Consider the following 25564-nt stretch of genomic DNA (forward strand, 5'->3'; position numbering starts at 1 on the left):
TTACGGGTCAAGAACCTCAGGGCATGCGTTCCACAAGATGAGTCATTCAAATTGAAAGTTACAAGGGCATCATGGTTCAGAGTGCAAACTATCCTCAAAAACCCAAGGCAGAGCGCCTGGCTGTGTTGCTTGAAGGCATTCACCCCTCGGCAGTGGAGGCGCTCAAGCGTGACGGATACACCCGTATCGTGACGCACGAGAAAGCACTGTCCGGCGCGGAATTGCGCGATGCCGTGCGCGAAGCCCATTTTCTGGGCGTGCGCTCGCGCACCCAACTTACCGCCGAGGTGCTTCAAAATGCCGGGCTGCTGACGGCTGTTGGCTGCTATTGCATTGGGACCAACCAAGTTGACCTGAACGAAGCCATGCGTCTGGGTATCCCTGTATTCAATGCACCCTTCTCCAATACCCGCAGCGTGGCAGAGCTGGTACTGGCGCAGATCATCATGCTGGTTCGGGGCATACCGCAGAAGAACGCCATACTGCACCGGGGTGGATGGACCAAAAGTGCCGCTGATTCTTATGAGGTGCGCGGGAAGACCCTGGGCATCGTCGGCTACGGACACATCGGCACACAAATCGGCGTGCTGGCCGAGCAACTGGGCATGTCGGTTGTCTTTCATGACATCGCGGCCCAGTTGCCCATTGGCAATGCAGCCGAGCTGGACAGTCTGGAAGCCCTGCTGGCAGTCTCAGATGTCGTCACCCTGCATGTGCCACAGACGCCGCAAACCGACAACCTGATAGGGCCTGCGCAGATAGCCATGATGAAGCCGGGCAGTCATCTGATCAACGCATCGCGCGGTACCGTCGTGGACATTGATGCGCTGGCCGCTGCGCTGCAGAGCAGGCACCTGCATGGTGCTGCGATTGATGTGTTTCCGGTGGAGCCGCAGGGCAACGATGCGACGTTCACCTCGCCCCTTATCCAGTTTGACAATGTCATCCTCACGCCCCACATTGGTGGTTCCACGCTGGAGGCGCAGGTCAATATCGGCAAAGAGGTCACTGCCAAATTGATTCGTTACAGCAACAACGGCTCCACCACCTCGGCGGTCAATTTTCCGGAGGTCGCACTGCCCGAGCACACCGGTGACAGCCGCATCCTGCATATTCACAAGAACGTGCCCGGTGTGCTGGCTCAGGTCAATGAGCGTCTGTCGGCTGGCGGCATCAATATCACGGCCCAATATTTGGGCACCCGCGACACCATTGGTTATGTGGTTATTGACGTGGACCGTGCAGCCAGCCAGACGGCACTGGAGGCGCTCAGCGCTGTCCCGGAAACGATTCGCTGCCGCCTGCTTTATTGATTCTTCACCTGGAGCATCTCATGGCACAAAAACACCTGGAACCCGGCACCAAAATGAATCTTTCCCCTCTTGGCATAGCCCTGGGGGCGGCACGTACTACTGCCGTCGTGAAGGGGCGCCAACTGGAAGTCGTGCGAATTGTTCTGCTGGCGGGCAAGCGGATGAAAGAACACCATGTGCCCGGTGAGATGACTGTGCATTGCCTGGAAGGCTGCATTGAGTTCCAGACGCCGCAGACCTTGCATGTACTGGAACCGGGTGATTTCGTACATCTCGAAGCTGCAGCTCCGCATGCGCTTCACGCGCTCAAGGACTCGTCCGCCCTGGTCACCATTGTTATTGGTAGTGTGTAAATTGGCTTCGAAGAAAACTATTCCCATTCACTCAGTTCCGGTTGATGCAAATCCGGATGACTTGTTTTCTGCGTATGAGAAACAAATCAAGATCTATCCGCGCTCGGTAAAGGGATGGTTTGCCAATTGGCGCTGGGTCACAGTCTGGGCCACGCAACTGTTTTTCTATGGTTTGCCATGGCTGCAATGGAATGGTCGGCAGGCTGTACTTTTTGATCTTTCGGAGCGGCGCTTCTTTGTACTGGGGCTGGTCTTGCATCCGCAGGACTTGATCTATCTGACAGCCCTGCTTGTTCTTTCGGCATTGGCGCTTTTCTTCGTGACCGCAGTGGTCGGTCGCTTGTGGTGCGGCTACGCATGTCCGCAGACGGTGTACACCGAGATTTTCATGTGGGTGGAGCGGCATACCGAAGGTGACCGTATTGCTCGCATGCGCCTGGATGCATCTCGATGGACTTTGAAAAAGCTTGCTCGCAAGGGCTCCAAACAAGCTCTATGGATTGGGATTGGCCTCATTACCGGCTTTACCTTTGTCGGTTATTTCACACCGATCCGGGTGCTGATGGGCGAGCTGATCACGCTGTCGTTTTCGCCATGGGAATGGTTCTGGGTGCTTTTCTATGGGTTTGCAACCTATGGCAATGCGGGCTATATGCGCGAGCAGGTCTGCAAATACATGTGCCCCTACGCGCGGTTTCAAAGCGCGCTCATCGATATGGACTCCATGGTCATTGCCTATGACGCCAAGCGCGGAGAATCCAGAGGCTCCCGGCCACGCTCTGCAGACCCGAATGCTTTGGGCCTGGGGGATTGCATCGACTGCACACTCTGTGTACAGGTTTGCCCGACAGGCATCGATATTCGTGACGGACTTCAAAATGAATGCATTGCCTGCGCGGCTTGCATTGATGTCTGCGACGATGTCATGGGGAAAATGGGCTACCCGCCGGGATTGATTCGCTACTCATCTGGCAACGGCATCGCCAAAGAATTGACGACCAGGCAAATGGTCAAGCGGGTATGGCGGCCACGGGTATGGATCTATGGATTTTTGCTACTCACCTTAAGCATGATTTTCATCCTCAACTTGTCTGTGCGAAAGGGATTTTCTGTCGATGTGTTGAAGGACAGAGGTGCAATGGCCCGAGAAAGCGGCAAGGGTTACATTGAAAACGTTTACCGCCTTCAAATTATGAATGGCACGGAGCAGACGCAAAAATACCGCGCGAGCGTGCACGGTATTCCGGATCTCATTCTCGACACAAACCCGGAAGTCACCGTGGGACCCACGGAGATCGGTTCTCTCCCCGTCCGACTTCGTTTGCCGCCGCAAGTCGCACAGAACTATCGTGGCCGCGTCCATCCGATCAGCTTCGTGGTTGAAACCACTATCGACGGTCGAATCATCAGCACGGAGGAAAAGTCGACTTTCAATGTTCCTCGCTAAGCGAGTGCTTGGGCCAGACGACCCCTCAGGCGAGGATTGTGGTTTCCCACAATTGCGGCGACACGGAGACAGGATGACAGTAGGATTTTTTACCAAGCTAACGGGACTGGCTCATGAGTTCTTCCCAATCAGTGCCAAAGCGCCCACTTTATAAATCACTGTACGTTCAAGTGCTGACGGCGGTGGCCATCGGCGTGTTACTCGGACATTTCTATCCGCAAGTGGGTGCGGACATGAAACCTTTGGGCGACGGTTTCATAAAAACTGATCAAGATGATCATTGCCCCGATCATCTTCTGTACGTGGTGATTGGCATTGCCGGCATGAAAGACATGAAGAAGGTCGGCAAGACTGGCGGGCTGGCCTTGCTTTACTTTGAAGTGGTCAGTTCGCTGGCGCTGATTGTGGGTCTCGTGATTGTCAACCTGGTTGAACCAGGTGCTGGCATGAATGTCAATGTGGCAACCCTGGGCACCAAAAGCATTGCAGCCTACACCGGCTCCGGCAAGATGGAGGGTACAGTCGATTTCTTGCTGAATGTGATTCCGACCTCAGTGGTTGATGCCTTTGCCAAGGGCGAAATTCTGCAAGTCCTGTTGTTCTCAGTTTTGTTTGGCTTCGCATTGCACCGTTTCGGCGGTCGCGGCACCATGGTGTTTGATTTCATCGAGAAAACATCCCATGTGCTGTTTGACATCGTGGGCATCATCATGAAGGTGGCCCCTGTGGGCGCGTTTGGCGCGATGGCGTTCACCATTGGCAAGTACGGTATTGGCTCCCTGTTCTCGCTGGGCAAGCTGATGGGCACTTTCTATTTGACCTGCCTGATATTTGTCTTTGTCGTGCTGGGCATCGACCGTTTCATGTCCGAGGCGCGTGCACTGACCAACCTGGTGGGCAACGGTGTGGCCACCATCGTGGTGGCCAAGTGGACTGGCGAACTGGATACCAAGCGTCTGGAAGCTGGCTTGAACAACGAGAGCTGGATCGAGGCTGAAGCGCCCGAGGTGTTGCTGGACCAAAAAGTGGCCCATATGGCCGGCGCTAAAAAGTAGTTCCTTTCAGCCTGGCGTCACGCGGTTTTCACGCCGCGTGTTCTTCAAGCTTGCCTGACACCGTCAACCATTGTTCTTCCAGGCTCTGCAGTTCATCGTTCACCGCTTTCAGGCGCTTGCCAATGTCGGCGATTTCAGTCGGGTGCGTTGACTTTGCCAGTTGGGCTTCCAAGGCGGTGCCTTCCGTGTTGAGCACGGCCATTTGCGCCTCGATATCGTCGAGCTGACGTTTGAGCGAACCCACAGGCGCTGGTTTGGTCTTGGCCGGCACGGGGGCTGCGGCCAGGGCCTTGCGCTCGGCCTTGGCTGCGGCACTACTGGCTTCCTTGATGGCTTCGCGCTGACGCTTGGCCTCGTCCAGCAAGTAGCGCTGGTAGTCGTCCAGATCACCGTCAAAGGGGGCAACCCCACCGCGTGAGACCATCCAGAATTCGTCGCACACCGAGCGGAGCAGGGCGCGGTCGTGGCTGACCAGCATCACGGTGCCTTCAAACTCGTTCAGGGCCATGGCCAGTGCTTCGCGGGTGGCCAGGTCCAGGTGATTGGTGGGCTCATCCAGCAGCAAGAGGTTGGGGCGTTGCCAGACGATCATGCACAGCACCAAGCGCGCCTTTTCACCGCCGCTCATGCTGCCCACGGCCTGCTTGACCATGTCGCCACCAAAGTTGAAGGTGCCCAGGAAACTGCGCAAGTCCTGTTCGCGTGTGGCCTGACCCGCTATTTTTCCGGCGGCAGTCATGTCCTTGACCAGGCGAATCATGTGTTCCAGCGGGGTATCGGCCGGACGCAGAACGTCCAGCTCTTGTTGGGCGAAATAGCCAATATTCAGGCCCTTGCCCTCGGTGACTTCGCCACCAATGGCTTGCAGATCGCGGGCAACAGTTTTCACCAATGTTGACTTGCCCTGGCCGTTGGCACCCAGGATACCAATGCGCTGACCTGCCAGCACCGAGCGGCTGACGTTTTGCACGATCACGGTGGGCGGTGTGCCCGCGGGAGAGCCTTCGGGTGGCGGGTAGCCAAAGCTCACGCCGGTCATGGACAACATGGGGTTGGGCAGATTGGCCGGTTCCTTGAATTCGAAGGTGAAGTCGGCGTCCGCCAGCAGCGGAGCGATCTTCTCCATGCGGTCCAGGGCCTTGACCCGGCTTTGGGCCTGCTTGGCTTTGCTGGCCTTGGCCTTGAAGCGGGCAATGAATTTTTGCAGATGCGCAATCTTGTCCTGCTGCTTGGCGAAGGCGTTTTGCTGCAGCGCCATTTGTTCGGCGCGCATGTCTTCAAACTTGCTGTAATTGCCGCCGTAACGCACCAGCTTTCCGGCGTCAATGTGCAGGGTCACGTTGGTCACGGCGTCCAGAAATTCCCGGTCGTGGCTGATGACGACCATGGTGCCTTCATATTTCTTGAGCCAGGCCTCCAGCCACACCAAGGCGTCCAGATCCAGGTGATTGGTGGGTTCATCCAACAGCAGCAGGTCCGAAGGGCACATGAGCGCGCGGGCCAGTTGCAGGCGCATGCGCCAGCCGCCGGAAAAGCTGTTGACGGGGTTGGTCAGCTCGGTGGTCTTGAAGCCCAGACCCAGAATCAGGGCTTGCGCGCGCGCCGGTGCATCGTGGGCACCTGCGTCCTGCAACGCCATGTAGGCGTTGGCCATGCGTTCGTAGTCTTCGGTAGCTTCGGACGCCGTTACTTCCTGCTGGGCGGCCAGCAGGGATGTGTCGCCCTCCACCACGAAGTCAGTGGCACTTTGATCGGTTTCCGGCATGTCCTGGGCCACCTGGCCCATGCGCCATTGGGTCGGAATGTAGTACTCACCCTGGTCTTCGTGCAAGCTGCCGTTGAGCAGCGCGAACAGGGAAGACTTGCCCGCACCATTGCGCCCCACCAAGCCTACTTTTTCGCCGGGGTTGAGAGTGACTGAGGCGCCGTCGAGAAGTACCTTCGCGCTGCGGCGCAGGGTGACATTTTTAAGAGTTATCAAGGGAATCGATCAAGTTGGAATAATGTTGTTCAGCAGCGCAGTCCGGCTCACGAGAAGTACCTGGTCCTCGCCTGCGCTGGTCGCCAGCCAGACCACCTCCAGGTTCGGAAAAGCTTCTTCAAAGTTGGGACGTTCGTTGCCGATCTCCAGCACCATTACGGCGTTTTCGCTCATGTGCTGGGGTGCCGCTGTGAACAGCTGGCGAATGAAGTCCATGCCATCGCTGCCGCCGTGCATGTTGCCGTCCAGTGCCAGCGCCGGCTCGGCCTGGTATTCAGCGGGCAGGGTCGCCATGCTTTGTGCATTGACGTAGGGCGGATTGCACACAATCAGGTCAAAAGGTCCGCCCACTGACGCCAGGCCATCGGAGTGCAGCAGCGTGATGCGATCCTGCAGGCCATGCTTGTCGACGTTGATGCGCGCTACGGCCAAAGCATCATCCGAGATGTCGGACGCTGTGACCTCGACATCCGGGTAACTCAGTGCCGCCAGAACAGCCAGGCTGCCATTGCCGGTGCACAGGTCCAGCACCCGATGCGTGTTCTCACTCAGCCAGTAGTCGAAGCCGCCATCGACCAGCAACTCGGCAATCAATGAGCGTGGCACGATGACGCGCTCGTCCACGTAAAACGCCAGTCCCTGCAGCCAGGCTTCCCGGGTCAGGTAAGCCGCGGGTCTTCGGGTGTTGATTCTTGCTAGTAAAAGTGTAGCTACCTGGACTTGTTTTTCTGGGGGCACAGGTTCATTTCCCAGTGAATCCGGACCCTCCAGCGGGGTGTCAAGCGGCAGGCCGAGTTGCCACAAGACCAGCCACGCGGCTTCGTCAAAGGCGTTGGTCGTGCCATGGCCAAACGCCACGCCAGCGTCGGTCAGTTGCCGGGCACTTTCATGGATCAGTTCCAGCAGCTTCATGCGGCCAGGCGTGCATGGAGGTTTTCCAGCACACGACGGTAGATGTTTTTCAGTGGTTCGATATCCGTCACCTGCAGGTGCTCGTCAATCTTGTGGATGGTGGCATTGGGTGGGCCCACTTCGACCACCTGGGGGCAGATTTTGGCAATGAAGCGGGCATCGCTGGTGCCACCGGTGGTGGACAGCACGGTGTCAATGCCGGTCTCTGACCGAATCGCAGCGCACACCGCATCGACCAGCGTGCCAGGCTGCGTGAGAAAAGGCAGGCCACCCACCGTCCATGCCAGATCGAAGTCAAGCCCGTGCTTCTTGAGAATCAACTCCAGGCGGGTTTGCAGGCCTTGCGGGGTGGACTCGGTGGAAAAACGGAAGTTGAAATCGATCACCACATGGCCGGGGATCACATTGCTGGCACCCGTGCCACCGTGAATATTGCTGATTTGCCAGCTGGTGGGCGGGAAGAAGTCGTTGCCCTTGTCCCACTCGACGGTGATGAGTTCGGCCAGCGCTGGTGCTGCCAAGTGGATCGGATTTTTGGCCATGTCCGGGTAGGCGATATGGCCTTGTATGCCTTTGACCGTGAGCTTGCCGCTCATGGTGCCGCGCCGGCCATTCTTGATCATGTCGCCGGTGCGTTCAACCGAGGTGGGCTCGCCAACGATGCAATAGTCCAGCTTTTCGCCGCGCTGCCTGAGGGCTTCGCACACCACCACCGTGCCGTCGGTGGCGGGTCCTTCCTCGTCGCTGGTCAGCAAAAAACCGATTTGCAACGCAGTGTCGGGGTGAGCCGCTACAAATTCTTCAGTGGCCACGACAAAGGCTGCCAGCGAGGTCTTCATGTCGCTGGCCCCGCGACCATACAGCTTGCCGTCGCGATGCGTGGGCGTGAAAGGGGCGCTGGACCATTGATCCAGCGGGCCGGTTGGCACGACATCGGTGTGGCCCGCAAATACTATCAATTCAGTAGCTGAAAGACCATGTTTCGAGGGGGCTGCCGGTCGTTTTGCCCATAAATTTGTGACGCGGAAGGTGTCTGGCCCGCTGCTGATGGTTTCGCAGATGAACCCCAGAGGGGCCAGGCGGGCGGCAATGATTTCCTGACAGCCGGCATCGTCTGGTGTGACCGAGGGGCGTGAAATCAGTTGTTCAGTAAGGCGAAGCGTGCGCGACATCAGTGTTTCACGTCCAGGGTGATTTCCGTGAAAGAGGGCTGGTCATCCGGGTCCTCGGCCTGCTCCTGCGGCTTGGCGCGGGCGGTGAAGTCGTTCTGCAGACGCCACATCAAGTTGGTGGGCGAGTCCGCATTGGCCAGGCCTTCCTTGCGCTCGACGATTTCTTCGCTGATCAAGCGGGCAATGTCCTGCTCGAAGGTTTGTCCACCGTCGGCCATGGATTTCTCCATCGCTTCCTTGATGCCGGAGAAGTCGCCTTTTTCAATCAGCTCAGACACCAGCTTGGTGTTGAGCATGATTTCCACGGCAGGAACCCGGCCACCGGCCATGGTGCGCAACAGCCGTTGCGACACGATGGCCTTCATGGCCGCAGCCAGGTCGCCCAGCATGGTCTGGCGCACTTCGACCGGGTAGAAGCTCAAAATTCGGTTGAGCGCCTGGTAGCTGTTGTTGGCGTGCATGGTGGCCAGGCACAGGTGGCCTGACTGGGCATAGGCAATCGCCGCCGACATGGTTTCCCGGTCACGGATCTCGCCAATCAGGATCACGTCGGGGGCCTGTCGCAATGCGTTCTTGAGTGCGGTCTGGGTCGACTGGGTATCGGTGCCGACTTCGCGCTGGTTGACCACCGAACGCTTGTTCTTGAACAGGAACTCGACGGGATCTTCGATGGTGAGAATGTGGCCCGATGCATTCTCGTTGCGGTAGTCCAGCATGGAGGCCAGCGTTGTGCTTTTACCGGCGCCGGTGGCGCCCACCATCAGCAGCAAACCCCGCTTTTCCATGATCAGGTCCCCCAGATTCATGGGCACCGACAAGGTGGACAAGGCAGGAATGTCCATCGAAATGAAGCGAATGACCGCTGCAATGGTCCCGCGCTGGCGCATGGCGCTGATACGGAATCGGCCAACACCCGGCAGGGGGAAGCCCATGTTCAGCTCGTTGAGCTCCTCAAGTTCTTCGATGCGTTCGGGTGGCAGCACCTCGGCCAGCAAATTGCGCGGTGCGTCCGGTGGCAGTATCTGGCTGTTGATGGGCACACACTGTCCGTTGATCCGGATCAGGGCCGGCGAATGGGCCGACAGATAGACGTCAGAGGCCTTCTTTTCGCTCATCAAGCGAAGAATTCGTTCCATCGTGCCCGATGTGCCGTTCGTCGTTGCCATGGTTCAGCCCTTGTAGTGCGGAAAAAATGATCAGTCGCGCAGCAGGTCGTTGATGCTGGTCTTGGAGCGTGTTTGCGCATCGACCCGCTTGACGATGACGGCGCAGTACAGGTTGTACTTGCCACCGGCTTTGGGCAGGCTGCCGCTGACCACCACCGAGCCGCTGGGCACGCGGCCGTAGCTCACCTCGTCGGTGTCGCGGTTGTAGATGGGGGTGCTCTGGCCCAGGTACACGCCCATGCCCAGCACCGAATTTTCTTCAACAATCACGCCTTCGACCACTTCGGAGCGGGCACCGATAAAACAGTTGTCTTCGATGATGGTGGGGCCGGCCTGCATCGGCTCCAGCACGCCGCCGATACCAACGCCGCCGCTCAAATGCACGTTTTTACCGATCTGTGCGCAGGAGCCCACGGTAGCCCAGGCGTCCACCATGGTGCCTTCGTCCACAAAGGCGCCGATGTTCACGAAGGACGGCATCAGGATCACACCTTTGGCCAGGTAGCTGCCGCGGCGCGCCACGGCAGGGGGCACCACCCGAACGCCAGTGGCTTTCATGCCTTCTTCGTCCAGATGGGCGAACTTGGTCTGAACCTTGTCGTAAAAGCCCAGGTCACCGGCCTTCATGATCATGTTGTCTTTGAGTCGAAAGCTCAGCAACACAGCTTTCTTGATCCACTGGTGGGTCGTCCACTGGCCCATGGCTTCGCGGGTGGCCACGCGCAAATGTCCGGTGTTGAGCTGGGAAATCACCTGCTCAACGGCATCTGCCACTTCTTTGGGCGCTGATTTGACGGAAATATTGGCGCGGTCTTCCCACGCGGCATCAATGATTTTTTGCAGTTGTTGTGTCATGGAAAGGCTTCTCTCAGTTTCAGTTTCTGGATTTGACAAAATGGACAATGCGCTGGGCGGCTTCAACACATTCGGCGGTTTCGGCCACCAGGGCCATGCGGATTCGCTGTGCACCCGGATTGAAACCCTGGCCATCACGGGCCAGATAGGAACCGGGCAAAACAGTCACATTGTAAAGAGCGAACAATTCACGCGCGAAATCGGTGTCATTGCCGGTCACTTTGGCCCAGAGGTAAAAGCCGGCATCGGGCAGTGCCACGTCCAGGACTTCGGCCAGCAAAGGCGTCACCTGGGCGAATTTGCTGCGGTACATGGCCCGGTTTTCGATCACATGTTGCTCGTCACGCCAAGCCGCCGTGCTGGCAGCCTGCACCACCGGGCTCATGGCGCTGCCATGGTAGGTGCGGTAGAGCAGAAACTGCTTGATGATGGCCGCGTCACCAGACACGAAGCCGCTGCGCATGCCCGGGACATTGCTGCGCTTGGACAGGCTTGTGAACGAGATCAGGTTCTTGAAGTCGGCCCGGCCCAGTTTGGCGGCCGCTTCCATGCCACCCAGCGGCGGCTCGTCTCGGAAGTAAATTTCGCTGTAGCACTCGTCGGACGCGATGACAAAGCCGTGGCGGTCACTCAAGTCAAACAGTTTCTGCCACTCGGACAGCGGCATCACCGCGCCAGTGGGGTTGCCCGGCGAGCAGACAAACAGCAATTGCGTACGAGCCCATACGGCGTCGGGCACGCTGTCCCAGTCCTGGGCGAAGTTGCGGGCAGGATCGCTGGGCACGAAGTAGGGTTGGGCGCCAGCCAGCAGGGCTGCGCCTTCGTAGATTTGGTAGAAGGGATTAGGGCAGACCACCACCGGAGCCTGATCCGCCGCTGCAAGGGGACCGCCTGGCCCGGGGTTGACGATGGTCTGGGTCAGCGCAAAGAGGGCCTCGCGTGATCCGTTCACCGGCAGCATCTGGGTGGCCGGGTCGACGTCCAGCTCATAGCGCTGTTTGAGCCAGTACGCAAAGGCGTTGCGCAGTCCGGGTTCGCCCGCCGTGGCGGGATAGGCCGCCAGGCCACTGGGCGTGCTCACGATGGCATCCATCATGGCCTGTTGAATGAAGGCAGGCGTTGGGTGTTTCGGTTCACCCATGCCCAGGCTGATGGGCCGCAGGTCGGGGTTGGGGGTGATGCCGGCAAAAAGCTGGCGCAGCCGCTCGAAGGGGTAGGGCTGTAAACGGGAAAGCAAGGGGTTCATGGCTAGGGATTATCCCGCCTGGGCGACAGCCTGGCCGCGAAAACAGCTCTCAGGTCAGCAGTGGCGGGTTATTTTTTTGTCTTTTTACGGGGGGATGCCGGCTTGGACACCGGTTTCTCTGCGCTGGCCTTGGGCGCATCGCCAATCACACCCTTGAGCGGGCAGATCTTGAAGGCAGGGCATTTCTGGCAGCCGGCGACGACGGCGATGGGGCAAAGTGTCATGGGTATTCCTGTTGAGCGCCTGAAGCGGGAGTGCCCAGTATGCGCCGGCTCCACGCCGTAATCCATGACTTAAAAAGGGGCGTGCCCCTAGATCGCAAGCAACTTCACCGGGCGTTCAAATGCCAGCCAGTGTCGGGCGACTTGCTGGAGAACGGTGGGATCCCCGGTGGTGAGCAGTGTGCATTGCCCCGGCGCGTCAGTGGCAGACAGGCTTTTGAGCATCCGGCGCGTCTGACGTGCGACCGGTTCGCCGTTGTCGATCAATTGAACATCGGGCCCCACCTGTTTGCGCAAGTGTTCGCCGATAAACGGGTAGTGGGTGCAGCCCAACACCAGCGTGTCGATTTGCCCAATTTCAGTGCCAAATTGACCAATGGCCTTGGTGTAATCTGCGCACAGTGCTATTATTTTTGTAGTGTCTTCGCGCTCGATGGCATCAGCCAGACCATCGCAGGGTTGGCAAACGAAATCGGCTTGACCGGCTAGCGATTCAACCAGACTGCGGAATTTCGCACTGCTCAAGGTACCGCGGGTGGCCATGACCCCAATGCGCCCGGTGTGGCTGTGCGTAACGGCCGGTTTGAGCGCGGGCTCAACCCCGATGATGGGAAGGTCCGGGTGTTCGGCGCGCAGCAGATGGATGGCTGCCGCTGTGGCGGTGTTGCAGGCAATGACCAGTGCCTTGATGCCGTATTGAGCACGCAGGTGCGCAGTGATCGCGCGCGAGCGCTCGATCACATGTACATCATCGCGCTCACCATAGGGCGCATGACCGCTGTCCGCGATGTAGACAAAATCTTCATGCGGCAGTTCGGCACGCAGGGCCCTGAGAATGCTCAGGCCGCCGATGCCGCTGTCAAAGACGCCAACCGGTGCGTGTTTCACACTGCTGCGACGGAAATCCCTTTGAACTCGCCCGTGGCAATTTTCTTTTGCCACTCGGCAGGGCCAGTGATGTGGGCACTGGTACCGCCGGAGTCCACGGCCACCGTCACGGGCATGTCGATTACGTCAAATTCATAAATGGCTTCCATGCCGAGGTCGGCAAACCCGACGACCTTGGCCGATTTGATAGCCTTGCTCACCAAATAGGCTGCACCGCCCACCGCCATCAAATAGGCGCTCTTGTGCTTTTTGATCGCCTCAATCGCCACCGGGCCGCGTTCGGCCTTGCCGATCATGGAGATCAAGCCGGTTTGGCTCAGCATCATCTCGGTGAAATCGTCCATCCGCGTGGCGGTGGTGGGGCCAGCCGGACCGACCGCCTCGCCTTTGACCGGATCGACCGGGCCCACGTAGTAAATCACCCGGTTGGTGAAGTCCACAGGCAGTTTTTCGCCTTTGGCCAGCATGGTCTGGATGCGCTTGTGCGCTGCGTCCCGGCCCGTCAGCATCTTGCCATTGAGCAGCAGCGTGTCGCCCGGTTTCCAGCTGGCGACTTCTTCCTTGGTTAGCGTGTTGAGGTCCACCTTTTTGCTCTTGACATAGTCGGGGGTCCACTGCACATCCGGCCACAGGTCCAGCGACGGTGGGTCGAGGTACACCGGGCCACTGCCGTCCAGACAGAAGTGCGCGTGGCGGGTGGCGGCGCAGTTGGGAATCATCGCGACCGGTTTGCTGGCTGCATGGGTGGGGTACATCTTGATCTTGATGTCCAGCACGGTCGTCAAGCCACCCAGGCCTTGCGCACCAATACCCAGGGCGTTGACCTTTTCGAACAACTCCAGGCGCAATGCCTCGGTTTTGGTCAATTCGGCGCCGCTGCCTGCTTTGGCCTGCAACTCGTACATATCCAGGTCGTCCATCAGGCTTTCTTTGGCCATGAGCACGGCTTTCTCTGCGGTACCACCAATGCCAATACCCAGCATGCCGGGTGGGCACCAGCCCGCGCCCATGGTCGGTACGGTTTTCAGCACCCAGTCCACCACCGAGTCGCCGGGGTTGAGCATGACCATCTTGCTCTTGTTTTCACTGCCACCGCCTTTGGCGGCCACAGTCACTTCCACGGTGTTGCCCGGCACGATTTCAGTGAAGATCACTGCGGGTGTGTTGTCTTTGGTGTTCTTGCGCTCGAACTGCGGGTCGGCCACCACGCTGGCGCGCAGGGTGTTGTCGGGGTGGTTGTAGGCGCGGCGTACGCCTTCGTTGACGGCGTCGTCCAGGCTGCCGGTGAATCCTTCCCAGCGCACATCCATGCCGACCTTGAGGAAGACGTTGACGATGCCGGTGTCCTGACAGATGGGGCGGTGTCCGATGGCGCTCATCTTGCTGTTGGTCAGAATTTGCGCAATGGCATCCTTGGCCGCCGGGCTTTTCTCGCGCTCGTAGGCGCGGGCCAGGTGGGCAATGTAGTCGGTTGGGTGGTAGTAGCTGATGTACTGCAGGGCGGCGGCAACGGACTCGATCAGGTCGGCTTGGCGAATGGAGGTCATGGTGCTATGAAATGTCAGAGGGTTAAAAATCAATGCGCTTCGTTTTGGGTCCGCGCCATCAAACGGTCGGTGTAGGCAATGGCCATGGCGGAGAGCAGGAACGTGATGTGAATGGCGGTTTGGGCGATCAGCACTTTTTCGTCGTAATTCGCTGCATTGATAAAGGTTTTAAGGAGGTGGATGGAGCTGATGCCAATGATGGCGGTTGCCAGTTTGACCTTGAGAACCGAGGCATTCACATGGCTCAACCACTCGGGCTGGTCGGGGTGGCCTTCCAGGTCCATGCGGCTCACGAAGGTCTCGTAGCCACCCACGATCACCATGATCAGCAGGTTGGAAATCATGACCACATCGATCAGCGCCAGCACCACCAGCATGATGATGGTTTCGTTCAGGGCTGCGGTCGGACCGGTTTCCTTGTAGCCAATACTGGTAATCAGCGCCTGCAGGGCCGTCTGGTTGCCAAAGGCCGCTTCCAGCAGGTGTACCAACTCAATCCAGAAGTGGAATACATACACGCCTTGTGCGGCGATCAGGCCCAGGTAAAGAGGTAACTGCAGCCAACGGCTGGCAAAAATAAATTTTGGCAGCGGGCGAAGTTTGGGCTGGTTTTCGGGAGTAGGGGTTGTCATGCTGGTGCCGAAGCGTGTTGTAGGGTTGGAATATTGTAGGGCTCGAAGCCTTGGCGCTGACACTGGAGGGTGCATGGGCGGCGTTTGAGGGCAGTCAGTGGCTTGTAAGTGCGAACCTTGACAGTCGCGGGCAGCTTTTATCTATTTGAGGAGACTGAACCATGAGTGCACCATCGTCCGCCATCGAGTCCGTGTTGGTGGAAAACCGCGTTTTCCCACCGAGTGCGGCAACTGTGAAGGCCGCGCGTATTTCCGGAATGGATGGCTACAACGCCCTGTGCGCAGAAGCCGAAAAGGACTTCGAGGGCTTCTGGGCTCGACTCGCGCGTGAGAACGTGACCTGGACCAAGCCCTTTACCCGGACGCTGGACGAGTCCAATGCACCTTTTTACAAATGGTTCGACGACGGCGAGTTGAACGCCTCTGCCAACTGCCTGGACAAGCACATGGGCACGCCCGTGGAGAATAAAGCCGCTGTTATCTTCGAAGCGGATGACGGCGTGGTGACCAAAACCAGCTACAAGGAACTGCTGGCCAAGGTCAGCCAGTTTGCCAATGCGCTGAAAGCCAATGGCATCCAGAAGGGCGACCGGGTTCTGGTTTACATGCCCATGACACTGGAAGGTGTGATCGCGATGCAGGCCTGCGCCCGCATTGGCGCCACCCACAGCGTGGTGTTTGGCGGTTTCTCGGCCAAGGCACTGCAGGAGCGCATCATTGACGCAGGCGCGGTGGCCGTCATCACTGCAAATTATCAGATGCGCGGCGGTAAAGAGTTGCCTTTGAAGGGGATTGTGGACGAGGGCCTGGCGATGGGCGGCTGCGAGTCGATCAAGACAGTTTTCGTTTATCAGCGTACGGCGACTGCCTGCAACATGGTGGCGGGTCGGGACAAGACTTTTGCCGACGCACTGGCCGGTCAGAGCACTGTTTGCGCGCCCGTGTCAGTGGGGGCCGAGCATCCGCTCTTCATTTTGTTCACCTCGGGTTCCACTGGAAAGCCAAAGGGTGTGCAGCATTCGACAGGGGGATTCCTCCTGTGGGCCAAGCTGACCATGGACTGGACTTTTGACCTCCAGCCCAGCGATGTGTTCTGGTGCACGGCTGACATTGGCTGGATTACCGGCCACTCCTATGTGGCCTACGGTCCGCTGGCGGCAGGGGCCACCCAGATCATTTTTGAAGGCATTCCGACCTACCCGAACGCCGGTCGTTTCTGGCAGATGATTGAGCGCCACAAGTGCACTATCTTCTACACGGCGCCGACCGCCATTCGTTCGCTGATCAAGGCGGCCGAGAGTGATGAGAAAGTCCATCCAGCCCGTTCTGACCTGAGCAGCCTGCGCATTCTCGGGTCGGTGGGTGAGCCCATCAACCCGGAAGCCTGGATGTGGTACTACAAACACGTGGGTGGTGAGCGCTGCCCGATTGTGGACACCTTCTGGCAGACCGAAACCGGCGGCCACATGATTACCCCTTTGCCGGGTGCGACGCCACTGGTTCCAGGTAGCTGCACTTTGCCATTGCCAGGCATCATGGCCGCCATCGTGGACGAAGTCGGTAACGATGTGCCCAACGGTTCCGGCGGCATGCTGGTGGTGAAGCGGCCCTGGCCCTCTATGATTCGCACCATCTGGAACGATCCGGATCGCTTCAAGAAGAGTTATTTCCCGGAAGAAATGGGTGGCAAGATTTACCTGGCGGGCGACGGCGCTGTGCGCAGTGCCGATCGCGGTTATTTCCGTATCACCGGACGTATCGACGATGTGCTCAATGTGTCCGGCCATCGCATGGGCACCATGGAGATCGAGTCGGCACTGGTGGCCAAGACGGATCTGGTGGCCGAGGCGGCTGTGGTGGGGCGTCCGGATGACCTGACCGGCGAGGCCATTTGCGCGTTTGTTGTGCTTAAGCGTCCTTGCCCGACGGGCGATGAAGCCAAAGCCATTGCCAAGGAATTGCGTGACTGGGTGGCGAAGGAAATCGGTCCCATTGCCAAGCCGAAAGACATTCGCTTTGGTGAAAACCTGCCCAAAACCCGTTCCGGCAAGATCATGCGTCGCCTGCTTCGCTCACTTGCCAAGGGTGAAACCATTACCCAGGACACTTCGACGCTGGAAAATCCGGCGATTTTGGGTCAGTTGGGTCAGACCTATTGATCGGTAGGATGCGCCAATGAAAAAAGCCCGCTGATGCGGGCTTTTTGATTTTTGGAATCAGGTCAGTGGATCACTTGGCTGCCAAAATCCAGGCCGCCAGTTTCTTGGCTTCAGCTTCGTTCACTTGCGCATTCGCCGGCATGGGAATGGCACCCCAAACACCAGAACCACCCTTGATAATTTTGACGGCCAGCTTGTCAGCAGCGTCTTTTTGACCAGCGTATTTGGCGGCGACGTCTTTGTAAGCCGGGCCAACCAGCTTTTTGTCAACCGCGTGGCAAGCCATGCAGTTCTTGGAAGTCGCCAAGGCCAGATCGGCAAACGCAGGAGCAGTTACGGAGACCGCGGCAACCAAAGCAAAGAGAGCACGTTTCATCATTTTTCCTCGTGGGTTGAGTTACATTCACTAAACGTCATTGTAATGACTGCGGTTGACACGGGTCAGAATAAGGTGAATTGGAAATATCAGGAGAACGGTATGTATTTTTTGGGACTGGGATTGGTTTTGCTGGCGATGAAGTATCTGGAAATCGGTCCGGTAGCCGCCTGGGACTGGTGGGTCGTCCTGATGCCGTTTGGCTTGGCCGTTGCCTGGTGGGCCTGGGCTGATTCATCAGGTTATACCAAGAGGAAAGCAATGGAGCGGGAAGATGCCCGTCGGCAGGCACGCATTGACAGCAATCGCGAGGCCATCGGCACGCTGAACAAGAAGAAACGCCGCTGAATCCAAAAAAAAGCCCACCGGGTCAATCCGGTGGGCTTTTTTCATGAGGCTCTGCTGGATCAGTAGTTATCCAGCACGGCGCCCTTGCTGGCGGTTGATGCGTTGAACGCAAACTTGGCCTGCACACCACGGGTGTAGCGTGGTTTGGGGGCGGTCCATGCCGCACGCCGCTTGGCAATTTCTTCGTCGCTGACATTGAGTTGCAGCAGCAACTTGTGCGCGTCGATGGTGATCGAGTCGCCCTCATGGATGAAGGCAATGGTGCCACCGGCAGCAGCTTCGGGCGCCACGTGTCCCACCACCATGCCCCAGGTGCCACCAGAAAAGCGGCCATCCGTAATCAGTCCCACAGACTCGCCCAGACCTTGTCCTACCAGCGCACCGGTTGGCGCCAGCATTTCGGGCATGCCGGGTCCGCCTTTGGGGCCCAGATAGCGCAGCACCATCACGTCACCGGCCACGATTTTGTTCGCCAGAATGGCGGCCAGGGCTGACTGTTCGTCGTCAAACACACGGGCCGGGCCGGTCATCACAGGATTCTTCAAGCCCGTGATTTTGGCCACGCAGCCTTCGGGCGACAAGTTGCCTTTCAGAATGGCCAAATGTCCCTGGGCGTACATCGGGTTGCTCAAGGGGCGGATTACATCCTGATCGGCACGCGGGGTATCCGGAACATCCTTCAGCACTTCGGCGATGGTCTGGCCGGTGATGGTGATGCAGTCGCCATGCAGCAGTCCTGCTGACAGCAGGGTTTTCATGACTTGGGGAATGCCGCCTGCGCGATGCAGGTCCACCGCGAGGTACTGGCCGCTGGGCTTGAGGTCGCACAGCACGGGGGTTTTGACGCGCACGCGCTCAAAGTCTTCAATGGTCCAATCCACCCCGGCCGCGTGGGCAATGGCTAAAAAGTGCAGCACGGCATTGGTGGAGCCACCGGTGGCCATGATGACGGCGACGGCGTTTTCAATCGACTTGCGGGTGACGATGTCACGGGGTTTCAGGTCCTTTTTGATCGCCTCAACCAGTACCCGTGCCGATTCCTTGGCCGAGTTCACCTTCTCGTCATGCGGGTTGGCCATGGTGGAGGAATAAGCCAGCGAGATGCCAAGAGCTTCAAACGCAGACGACATGGTGTTGGCGGTGTACATACCACCGCAGGAGCCCGTGCCGGGGATGGCGCGGCGTTCAATTTCCAGCAGATCTTCGTCGCTCATACGGCCGGCTGCATTTTCGCCCACGGCTTCGAACACGCTCACGATATTGAGGTCCTTGCCTTTGTAATGGCCGGGCAGGATGGTGCCGCCGTAAACAAAGATGGCTGGCACATTGGCGCGCAGCATGCCCATCAGGCCGCCGGGCATGTTTTTGTCGCAGCCGCCCACCACCAGCACGCCATCCATCCACTGGCCCTGCACACTGGTTTCAATACAGTCGGAAATCACCTCTCTGGAGACCAGCGAGTACTTCATGCCCTCGGTGCCCATCGCCATGCCGTCCGAGATGGTGGGCGTGCCGAACACTTGGGCGTTGCCACCTGCCTCTTCAATCGCGGCAATGGCCGCATCCGCCAGCTTTTGCAGGCCGCTGTTGCACGGCGTGATCGTGCTGTGACCATTGGCAACCCCGATCATGGGTTTTTTGAAGTCTTCTTCTTTGTAGCCCATCGCGTAGTACATGGAGCGATTGGGCGCGCGGGACTTGCCCTCGGTGATGTTCTTGCTACGCGGGTTCAGGATGACGGGTTTGGTGTCCATAAGAGCTTTTTCGTGAAGAGGGTTGGATTTTTTCAGATCGGAGTATGCGCCGGGCTATTATGTTGTTCCAATATATTTTTAAGTACTAATTAATATATTTTTCATATGAGTGAATTCAATCCAGGCTTGCCTGATGCATCTTCCGCGTCGCCCCAGCGTTCGCATTTGATTGAGTTGCGGCTTTGGCGTCAGTTTCTGACCGTTGCAGAAGAACTGCATTTTGGTCATGCCGCCGTACGCCTTCACATGACCCAGCCACCCTTGACGCAGGCGATTGCCCAACTCGAAAGGATGCTGGGGGTGCGCCTCTTTGACCGTACCAAACGCAGTGTGCAGCTCACCACCACAGGGCAGGCCCTTGTGCCCGCGGTACAGGATCTGCTGGCCCGCGCGCAGGCTTTGCCAGCACAGGCCCGCGCTGCAGCCCAGGGCGAGGCAGGGCGCCTGAGGCTGGCCTTTGTGTCTACCGTGGGTTTTGACTTGTTGCCGCAGTGGGTGAGGGCGTTTCGGGTGCGGTACCCGAAGGTGCAGTTGGACCTGCTGGAAGCCACGGGCGACGTCCAATTGCAGGGGTTCGAGCGCGGTGAGATCGACGCTGGCTTCATGCTGCACGCCCCCGGGTTTGTCTCACCAGGATTGGCGCACTTGCTGATCGCGCAGGAACCGCTGGTGCTGGCGTTGCCCGAGCAGCATGCCCTGGCGAAATCCGGGACGCTAGCGTTGAAGGATGTCCTGGCCGAACCCATGGTCATCTTTCCGCGGCGCATTGTGCCGTCTCTGTTTGATGCTATTTTTGCCCTGTACCATGCGGCCGGAAGTTCACCCCAGGTGGCGCAGGAGGCCATCCAGATGCAGACGATCATCAACCTGGTCTCGGCGGGTCTGGGTGTGGCCTGGGTGCCCGCCAGCGTCCGCCAGTTCCAGCGATCCGGGGTGGTTTACCGCGAAGTGCTTGCAGCCCGGGCGCAGGGCGGTGCCATGCCGGGGTGCGAGACCAGTCTGGTATGGCGCCCGGACCATGCGAGTCCGACACTGGAGCGGTTCGTCACTTTCGCCAGGGCGCAACTGGAGTGAGGTCTGGCGCCCTGCGCTGGCGCTTGCGTGCACAATGGCGCCCATGCTGATTCATCCTCAAATCAATCCCGTTGCGCTGCAGCTCGGTCCCCTGGCCATTCATTGGTATGGCTTGACCTATTTGGCCGCTTTTGGTCTGTTCATGTTTTTGGGCGTTCGCCGCTTGCGGCATCAGCCCTTTGCCTCCATCACAGGCACGGGTGCCTGGTCGCGCCGGGATGTGGAAGATATTCTTTTCATGGGTGTGATGGGCGTGGTGCTGGGTGGGCGCATCGGCTACTGTTTGTTTTACAAGCCGCTGTACTACTTCGCCCATCCGCTGGAAATCTTCGCGGTCTGGCAAGGTGGCATGAGTTTTCACGGCGGCATGCTGGGTGTGATCGTGGCCATGATCTGGTTTGCCCGCTCGCGGGGCAAGCCCTGGCTGCAGGTGGCTGACTTTGTAGCGCCCTGCGTGCCGACGGGTCTCGCAGCAGGTCGGGTGGGTAACTTCATCAACGGTGAGTTATGGGGTCGTGTGAGCAGCTCGGACCTGCCTTGGGGCATGGTGTTCCGTGGGGCGGGGGACCTGCCGCGTCATCCATCGCAGGTTTACCAGTTTCTGCTGGAAGGGCTGTTGTTGTTTGTTCTGCTGTGGCTTTACGCCCGCAAGCCTCGCAAACAGGGCGAGGTGGCGTCAGCCTTCTTGCTTGGCTACGGGTTTTTCCGTTTCATCGCCGAATTTTTCCGCGAGCCGGATGCGCATCTGGGGATCCTGTCACTGGGCATGAGCATGGGGCAGTGGCTTTGCGTCCCCATGATCCTGGGCGGCGTCATGCTGTGGCGCTGGGCTCAACGCCCGATAGCGTCCTGAATGAGCCATGGAGCCATCACCCTCGGGTTAGTACGGGGGTGATACGTCTTGCGCAGTTGTTTGAAATTTTCAATAATTACCGGTAATTATTGAAAATCACAGCGCCACCTCAACGTCACCCGAACAAGAAACTCAACAGCACCATGCGCCTGGTTCACAATTCCCTGCACGACGAAGTTGCCGTATTGTTGCGAGACCAGATCTTCGCCGGCACGCTGACGCCCGGCAGCTTCATTGACGAAGCTGCGATGTGCGCCAGCCTGAAAATCTCCCGCACACCACTGCGAGAGGCGCTCAAGGTGCTCAGCGCGGAAGGTCTGGTGCGCCATGAGCCGCGCCGGGGCAGTTTCGTCAGCGAGGTGACCGAGCAGGACCTGGATGAAATCTTTCCTGTGATTGCCTTGCTGGAAGGGCGTTGCGCCTACGAGGCGGCGCGCAACGCCAGTGATGCCGATATCGCTGCGCTGGATGTGCTCCATGAACGGCTGGAAAAGCATGCCAAGGCCAGGCGCATCAACGATTACTACGCAACCAATTTCGCCATCCATGAGGCCATCATTACCCTGGCCAACAACCGTTGGCTGGCTCAGGTGATCTCCGACCTGCGCAAGATCCTGAAGCTGGCGCGCCTGCAACAACTTCATGCGCCGGGGCGGCTTGAACAAAGCCTGGGCGAGCATCTGGCGGTGTATGCCGCCTTGCGTGCGCGCGATTGCGAAGGGGCCGATGCGGCCATGCGCACCCACCTCACGCGCCAGCGTGAAGCCTTGCGCGCATTGGCGCGTGACAAGAAAAGCAGCTTGCTGGCATGAATACCTCGGACTGGATCAGTAGCAAGGTGTCGAGGTTGTTGCCTACCAAAGGTTTGGCAAAAAACATCGATGTAGCCCCTGCCGATGTTGCAGATTTTGCTATTCAAAAAATAGCAAAAAGCGAAGTATCGGCGCCCGCCCGGATGGCAGCTCGGCCAGGTGTGGCGCCTGCATCGAAGAGCGTCCGCCAGCCCACGCGTTCCACCCGGGAGCGTCTGGCCGCCACGCTGCGTCAGCAGGATGAGGCTCTTTCGCCCCGCGTACTGCGCCGTGCGCTGGCGGAGTTGCAGGCCGTGGTGGACAACCATGTCAGCGAAGTGGAAGGGGGGCGTCGCGCCAGTGCGCTTGCCCAGTGGTATGCCCGCGCCACGCTGGAGCAGCGACGTGACGTGTGGCTGTTGATGAGCGAGCAGTTCGTAGCCGATCCGCAGGTCGTCAAGCGGGCGCAGGCTCAGTACGCAACAGCAGTGGGCACGCCCGACGAGGCCGCGGCCGAGGTTCACTACCGCCGTGCAACCGTATCGCCGCGCAGGCGTTTGTTGCAACGATTCAGCGCCTTTCCCCTGGGCATACGCTTTCTGGTGGACCTGCGTGCCGAGATGCTGCCTTTCCTGAAATCCGACAAGCGATTGCAGGCGCTGGATGTCGAGATGGAGTACATGTTCTCAACCTGGTTCGATGTGGGTTTTCTGGACCTGCGCCGCATCAGCTGGGATTCCCCCGCGTCCCTGATCGAGAAGCTGATCCGGTACGAGGCCGTGCATGACATCAAGAGCTGGAACGACGTGAAGAACCGGCTCGACTCGGACCGGCGCTGTTATGGCTTCTTTCATCCCCGTCTGCCGGATGAGCCACTGATCTTCGTCGAGGTGGCATTGCTGCACGAGATGGCGCAGGGCATCACGCCCCTGCTTGACGAGTCGGCCGCCGTGGAGGATCTCAACAAAGCCACCACCGCCATTTTCTATTCCATCAGCAACACGCAGACCGGTCTGCGTGGTGTGAGTTTTGGCGACTCGCTGATCAAGCGTGTGGTTGAAACCCTCAAGGCCGAATTTCCTCGCCTCAAGATCTTTGCCACGCTCTCGCCAATCCCCGGTTTTCGCGCCTGGCTTGGCAAAAATGCCCAAGCCATGATTGAGCAGCTTGACGACAAAGCCCGTGCAGAGCTTGGACGTGCCGTCGGCTTTGAGCCTGTGACCGCCACGCATTTGCTGAGTGCGGCAGAACGGGCGTTGGACCTGGATGGAAAATCGCCCGTGCGTCACATGCTTTTGCAATGTGCGGCTCAGTATCTTGGCCATGAGCTGGTGGACGGCAAGCCGCTTGATGCAGTGGCCCGCTTTCATTTGGGCAACGGCGCGCGCATAGAGCGCCTGAACTGGGGAGGCGATCCTTCATCCAAGGGACTCAAGCAGTCTTACGGAATGATGGTCAACTACCTCTATGACCTGAAACGGTTGAACAAATACCGGGCGCAGTTGGCCTTGGGAAAAATTCCGGTTTCAGGCGATATCGAGGACTTGCGTTTTTGACCGGCCACTTTGATTTTCAGCAGAATGAACAACAGGAGACAGACATGACATTCACACGACAGACATTCAACACGCGCCGCGATCTTTTGCGCCTTGCCGCAGCCAGCGTCGCCGGCAGTTCTTTGCCGGGCTTGGCTCAGGCGACCTGGCCGACCAAGCCTGTGACCTTGGTGGTGCCTTTTCCGGCTGGGGGAGGCACCGACGCGTTCGCGCGGCCATTGTCTGCGCAATTTTCCAAATTGACCGGCAAGCAACTCATCATCGACAACCGTGGCGGCGCCGGCGGCACCGTTGGTGCCAGCATCGCGGCCAAGGCGCCAGCCGATGGTTACACGCTTTTCATGGGTGCCGTGCATCACGCGATTGCACCTTCGATGTACCCCAAACTGGACTACGACATCGAAAAGGACTTCGTGCCACTGGCCCTGATGGCCAATGTGCCGCAGGTGCTGGTTGTCAACCCGAGGCTGGTGCCAGGTGAGTTCAAGGACTTTATGGCGCAGGTGCAAAAAAATCCGGGCCGCATGAACTACGGTTCTGCGGGTGGCGGTACCTCGCACCATTTGGCGGGGGAGCTGTTCAAATTGCAGACCAAAACCTTCATCACCCATATTCCCTACCGCGGAGCCGGTCCGGCGTTGCAGGATCTGATTGCCGGCAACGTGGACATGATGTTTGACGGACTCGGTTCGTCCGCCGTCCACATCAAGAGTGGTCGCATCAAGGCGTTGATGGTGTCCGGCGGCAAGCGCAATCCAGCTTTCCCCAACGTGCCCTGCGCCGCTGAGCTGGGCTTGCCCGACTACACCGTGTCCACCTGGTATGGCCTGTGGGCGCCCAAGGGAACACCGGCTGATGTGCAGGCCCGCATTGTTGACGAGATGCGTCGTGCTGCGGCCACCGAGGAGCTGAAGGCCATCTGGGCCAGCAATGGCGCCGAGTTTGGCAGCCTGACCCCGACGCAGTTTGGCAGCTTTGTCAGTTCGGAGGTCAAGCGCTGGGCCGTGGTGGTCAAGGCCTCTGGTGCCAAACTGGATTGAGGGCGCGCATGGGCGGCAGTATTCAATTTGAAAAAATGGCGGGTGTGGGGCAGGTGACCATTTGCCATGCATCCCGTTTCAACGCCATGTCGCGCGCCATGTGGCGCGAATTGCGCAAGGTCTTCGACAGCGTACAAAGCAGCGCAGACCTGCGTTGCGTGGTAATTGCCGGGGACGGAGGCAACTTTTGTTCCGGTGGTGATATCTCCGAATACACCGACTTTCGGTTTCACGAATCCAGCTTGCGTGACTTCCATGAAAACGATGTCTGGGGTGGCTTGCAGGCCATGCTGAACTGCGATGTACCGATCCTTGCCCGGATTGAGGGCAATTGCATGGGGGCAGGCGTTGAGATTGCCAGCTGCTGTGACATTCGTCTGGCCAGCGACACTGCGAAATTTGGCGCACCCATTGCAAAGCTTGGTTTTCCCATGGCGCCGCGTGAGGCCGAGTTGGTGGCGCGTGAAGCTGGATTGGTCACGGCGCGCCGCATGCTGTTGGAGGCCGCAATTTTCAGCGCAACCGACATGAAGGCCGCCGGCTTTTTGAGTCAGGTGCTGGCGCCGGGAAACCTGGCCACCGAGACGCAGGCCACCGCCTCGCGCATCGCTGCCTTGGCGCCCCAGGCGGCCCGACTCAACAAACAGACACTTCGGGCAATAATTGGCTCCACCCCCCCCATTGATAGTTCTGCTTTAGCTACGGATTTAACAGCAAATCACGTTGCCAACGCCTACGCTTATGCGGACAGTGCGGAGCACCGCGAGGGTATTCTGGCTTTCTTGCAGAAGAGAAAACCCGCATTCTGAACCTTCGGCGTCATTG

General features: G+C 58.7%; 24 protein-coding genes. 12 read left to right on the plus strand and 12 right to left on the minus strand.

Annotation, left to right across the window (positions count from 1 at the left end):
- Positions 1-71 precede the first annotated feature (71 nt).
- The 4 genes from serA to IV109_RS08375 all read left to right on the plus strand — a co-directional run bounded on the left by serA (position 72) and on the right by IV109_RS08375 (position 4168).
- Positions 72-1313, plus strand: coding sequence for a phosphoglycerate dehydrogenase (gene serA, locus IV109_RS08360; RefSeq protein WP_296694819.1), 1242 nt, complete (start codon positions 72-74; stop codon positions 1311-1313).
- A 20-nt stretch (positions 1314-1333) separates the two neighbouring features.
- The gene (locus tag IV109_RS08365; protein ID WP_296694821.1) at positions 1334-1666 is read left to right on the plus strand and encodes a cupin domain-containing protein; all 333 of its coding nucleotides are present in this window, start codon (positions 1334-1336) and stop codon (positions 1664-1666) included.
- Positions 1605-3113, plus strand: coding sequence for a cytochrome c oxidase accessory protein CcoG (gene ccoG / locus IV109_RS08370; protein ID WP_296694823.1), 1509 nt, complete (start codon positions 1605-1607; stop codon positions 3111-3113). The genes IV109_RS08365 and ccoG overlap by 62 nt, the downstream gene beginning before the upstream one ends.
- 113 nt (positions 3114-3226) lie before the next feature.
- The gene (locus IV109_RS08375) at positions 3227-4168 is read left to right on the plus strand and encodes a cation:dicarboxylase symporter family transporter (protein ID WP_296694825.1); all 942 of its coding nucleotides are present in this window, start codon (positions 3227-3229) and stop codon (positions 4166-4168) included.
- A gap of 28 nt (positions 4169-4196) precedes the next feature.
- On the opposite strand, the gene IV109_RS08380 is transcribed toward IV109_RS08375, so the two are convergent.
- From IV109_RS08380 to IV109_RS08425, 10 genes are all read right to left on the minus strand, one after another.
- Positions 4197-6149, minus strand: coding sequence for an ATP-binding cassette domain-containing protein (locus IV109_RS08380; RefSeq protein WP_296694826.1), 1953 nt, complete (start codon positions 6147-6149; stop codon positions 4197-4199).
- Positions 6150-6158: 9 nt separating this feature from the next.
- Positions 6159-7061 (minus strand): 50S ribosomal protein L3 N(5)-glutamine methyltransferase, encoded by a 903-nt coding sequence (gene prmB, locus IV109_RS08385; protein WP_296694827.1) that lies wholly within the window; start codon positions 7059-7061, stop codon positions 6159-6161.
- Complete coding sequence (dapE, locus tag IV109_RS08390; RefSeq protein ID WP_296694829.1) at positions 7058-8233, minus strand: succinyl-diaminopimelate desuccinylase; 1176 nt, start codon at positions 8231-8233, stop codon at positions 7058-7060. Before dapE ends, prmB begins: the two co-directional genes overlap by 4 nt.
- Entirely contained in the window at positions 8233-9399 is a 1167-nt protein-coding gene (locus IV109_RS08395) for a PilT/PilU family type 4a pilus ATPase (protein ID WP_296694830.1), read from the minus strand. Before IV109_RS08395 ends, dapE begins: the two co-directional genes overlap by 1 nt.
- Before the next feature lie 30 nt (positions 9400-9429).
- Entirely contained in the window at positions 9430-10254 is an 825-nt protein-coding gene (dapD, locus tag IV109_RS08400) for a 2,3,4,5-tetrahydropyridine-2,6-dicarboxylate N-succinyltransferase (RefSeq protein WP_296694832.1), read from the minus strand.
- A 19-nt stretch (positions 10255-10273) separates the two neighbouring features.
- On the minus strand, positions 10274-11500 hold the full coding sequence (gene dapC / locus IV109_RS08405) for a succinyldiaminopimelate transaminase (protein WP_296694834.1): 1227 nt from the start codon (positions 11498-11500) through the stop codon (positions 10274-10276).
- A 68-nt stretch (positions 11501-11568) separates the two neighbouring features.
- Positions 11569-11724: a hypothetical protein gene (locus tag IV109_RS08410; protein WP_296694836.1), complete on the minus strand. Its 156-nt coding sequence runs from the start codon at positions 11722-11724 to the stop codon at positions 11569-11571.
- An 87-nt stretch (positions 11725-11811) separates the two neighbouring features.
- On the minus strand, positions 11812-12609 hold the full coding sequence (gene murI, locus IV109_RS08415) for a glutamate racemase (protein WP_296694838.1): 798 nt from the start codon (positions 12607-12609) through the stop codon (positions 11812-11814).
- Entirely contained in the window at positions 12606-14156 is a 1551-nt protein-coding gene (locus tag IV109_RS08420; RefSeq protein WP_296694840.1) for a fumarate hydratase, read from the minus strand. Before IV109_RS08420 ends, murI begins: the two co-directional genes overlap by 4 nt.
- Positions 14157-14185: 29 nt before the next feature.
- Positions 14186-14788: a TIGR00645 family protein gene (locus IV109_RS08425; protein ID WP_296694842.1), complete on the minus strand. Its 603-nt coding sequence runs from the start codon at positions 14786-14788 to the stop codon at positions 14186-14188.
- Positions 14789-14949: 161 nt separating this feature from the next.
- Between IV109_RS08425 and acs the strand changes: the two genes are divergently transcribed.
- Positions 14950-16947 (plus strand): acetate--CoA ligase, encoded by a 1998-nt coding sequence (gene acs / locus IV109_RS08430; protein WP_296694844.1) that lies wholly within the window; start codon positions 14950-14952, stop codon positions 16945-16947.
- A gap of 70 nt (positions 16948-17017) precedes the next feature.
- On the opposite strand, the gene IV109_RS08435 is transcribed toward acs, so the two are convergent.
- Positions 17018-17323: a c-type cytochrome gene (locus IV109_RS08435; RefSeq protein WP_296694846.1), complete on the minus strand. Its 306-nt coding sequence runs from the start codon at positions 17321-17323 to the stop codon at positions 17018-17020.
- A gap of 102 nt (positions 17324-17425) precedes the next feature.
- On the opposite strand from IV109_RS08435, the gene IV109_RS08440 reads away from it, so the two are divergent.
- Positions 17426-17671, plus strand: coding sequence for a TIGR04438 family Trp-rich protein (locus IV109_RS08440; protein WP_296695723.1), 246 nt, complete (start codon positions 17426-17428; stop codon positions 17669-17671).
- Positions 17672-17730: 59 nt separating this feature from the next.
- Here the strand turns inward: IV109_RS08440 and ilvD are convergent, their stop codons facing one another.
- On the minus strand, positions 17731-19425 hold the full coding sequence (ilvD, locus tag IV109_RS08445; protein WP_296694849.1) for a dihydroxy-acid dehydratase: 1695 nt from the start codon (positions 19423-19425) through the stop codon (positions 17731-17733).
- 105 nt (positions 19426-19530) lie between these two features.
- Here ilvD and IV109_RS08450 point away from each other — a divergent pair, with 105 nt between their 5' ends.
- The 6 genes from IV109_RS08450 (at position 19531) to IV109_RS08475 (ending at position 25548) form a co-directional block, all read left to right on the plus strand.
- Positions 19531-20499, plus strand: coding sequence for a LysR family transcriptional regulator (locus IV109_RS08450; protein WP_296694851.1), 969 nt, complete (start codon positions 19531-19533; stop codon positions 20497-20499).
- Between the two features lie 43 nt (positions 20500-20542).
- Positions 20543-21352: a prolipoprotein diacylglyceryl transferase gene (gene lgt, locus IV109_RS08455; RefSeq protein WP_296694853.1), complete on the plus strand. Its 810-nt coding sequence runs from the start codon at positions 20543-20545 to the stop codon at positions 21350-21352.
- 143 nt (positions 21353-21495) lie between these two features.
- Positions 21496-22164, plus strand: coding sequence for a GntR family transcriptional regulator (locus IV109_RS08460; protein ID WP_296694855.1), 669 nt, complete (start codon positions 21496-21498; stop codon positions 22162-22164).
- Positions 22161-23699: a malonyl-CoA decarboxylase gene (locus IV109_RS08465; RefSeq protein WP_296694856.1), complete on the plus strand. Its 1539-nt coding sequence runs from the start codon at positions 22161-22163 to the stop codon at positions 23697-23699. Before IV109_RS08460 ends, IV109_RS08465 begins: the two co-directional genes overlap by 4 nt.
- A 44-nt stretch (positions 23700-23743) precedes the next feature.
- The gene (locus IV109_RS08470) at positions 23744-24739 is read left to right on the plus strand and encodes a tripartite tricarboxylate transporter substrate binding protein (RefSeq protein WP_296694857.1); all 996 of its coding nucleotides are present in this window, start codon (positions 23744-23746) and stop codon (positions 24737-24739) included.
- An 8-nt stretch (positions 24740-24747) separates the two neighbouring features.
- Positions 24748-25548 carry an enoyl-CoA hydratase/isomerase family protein gene (locus IV109_RS08475; RefSeq protein WP_296694860.1) on the plus strand — a complete coding sequence of 267 codons (801 nt, stop codon included), beginning with the start codon at positions 24748-24750 and terminating at the stop codon, positions 25546-25548.
- Positions 25549-25564: the final 16 nt, after the last annotated feature.

The sequence above is a fragment of the Rhodoferax sp. genome (assembly GCF_018780565.1).
GTDB lineage: Bacteria > Pseudomonadota > Gammaproteobacteria > Burkholderiales > Burkholderiaceae_C > Rhodoferax.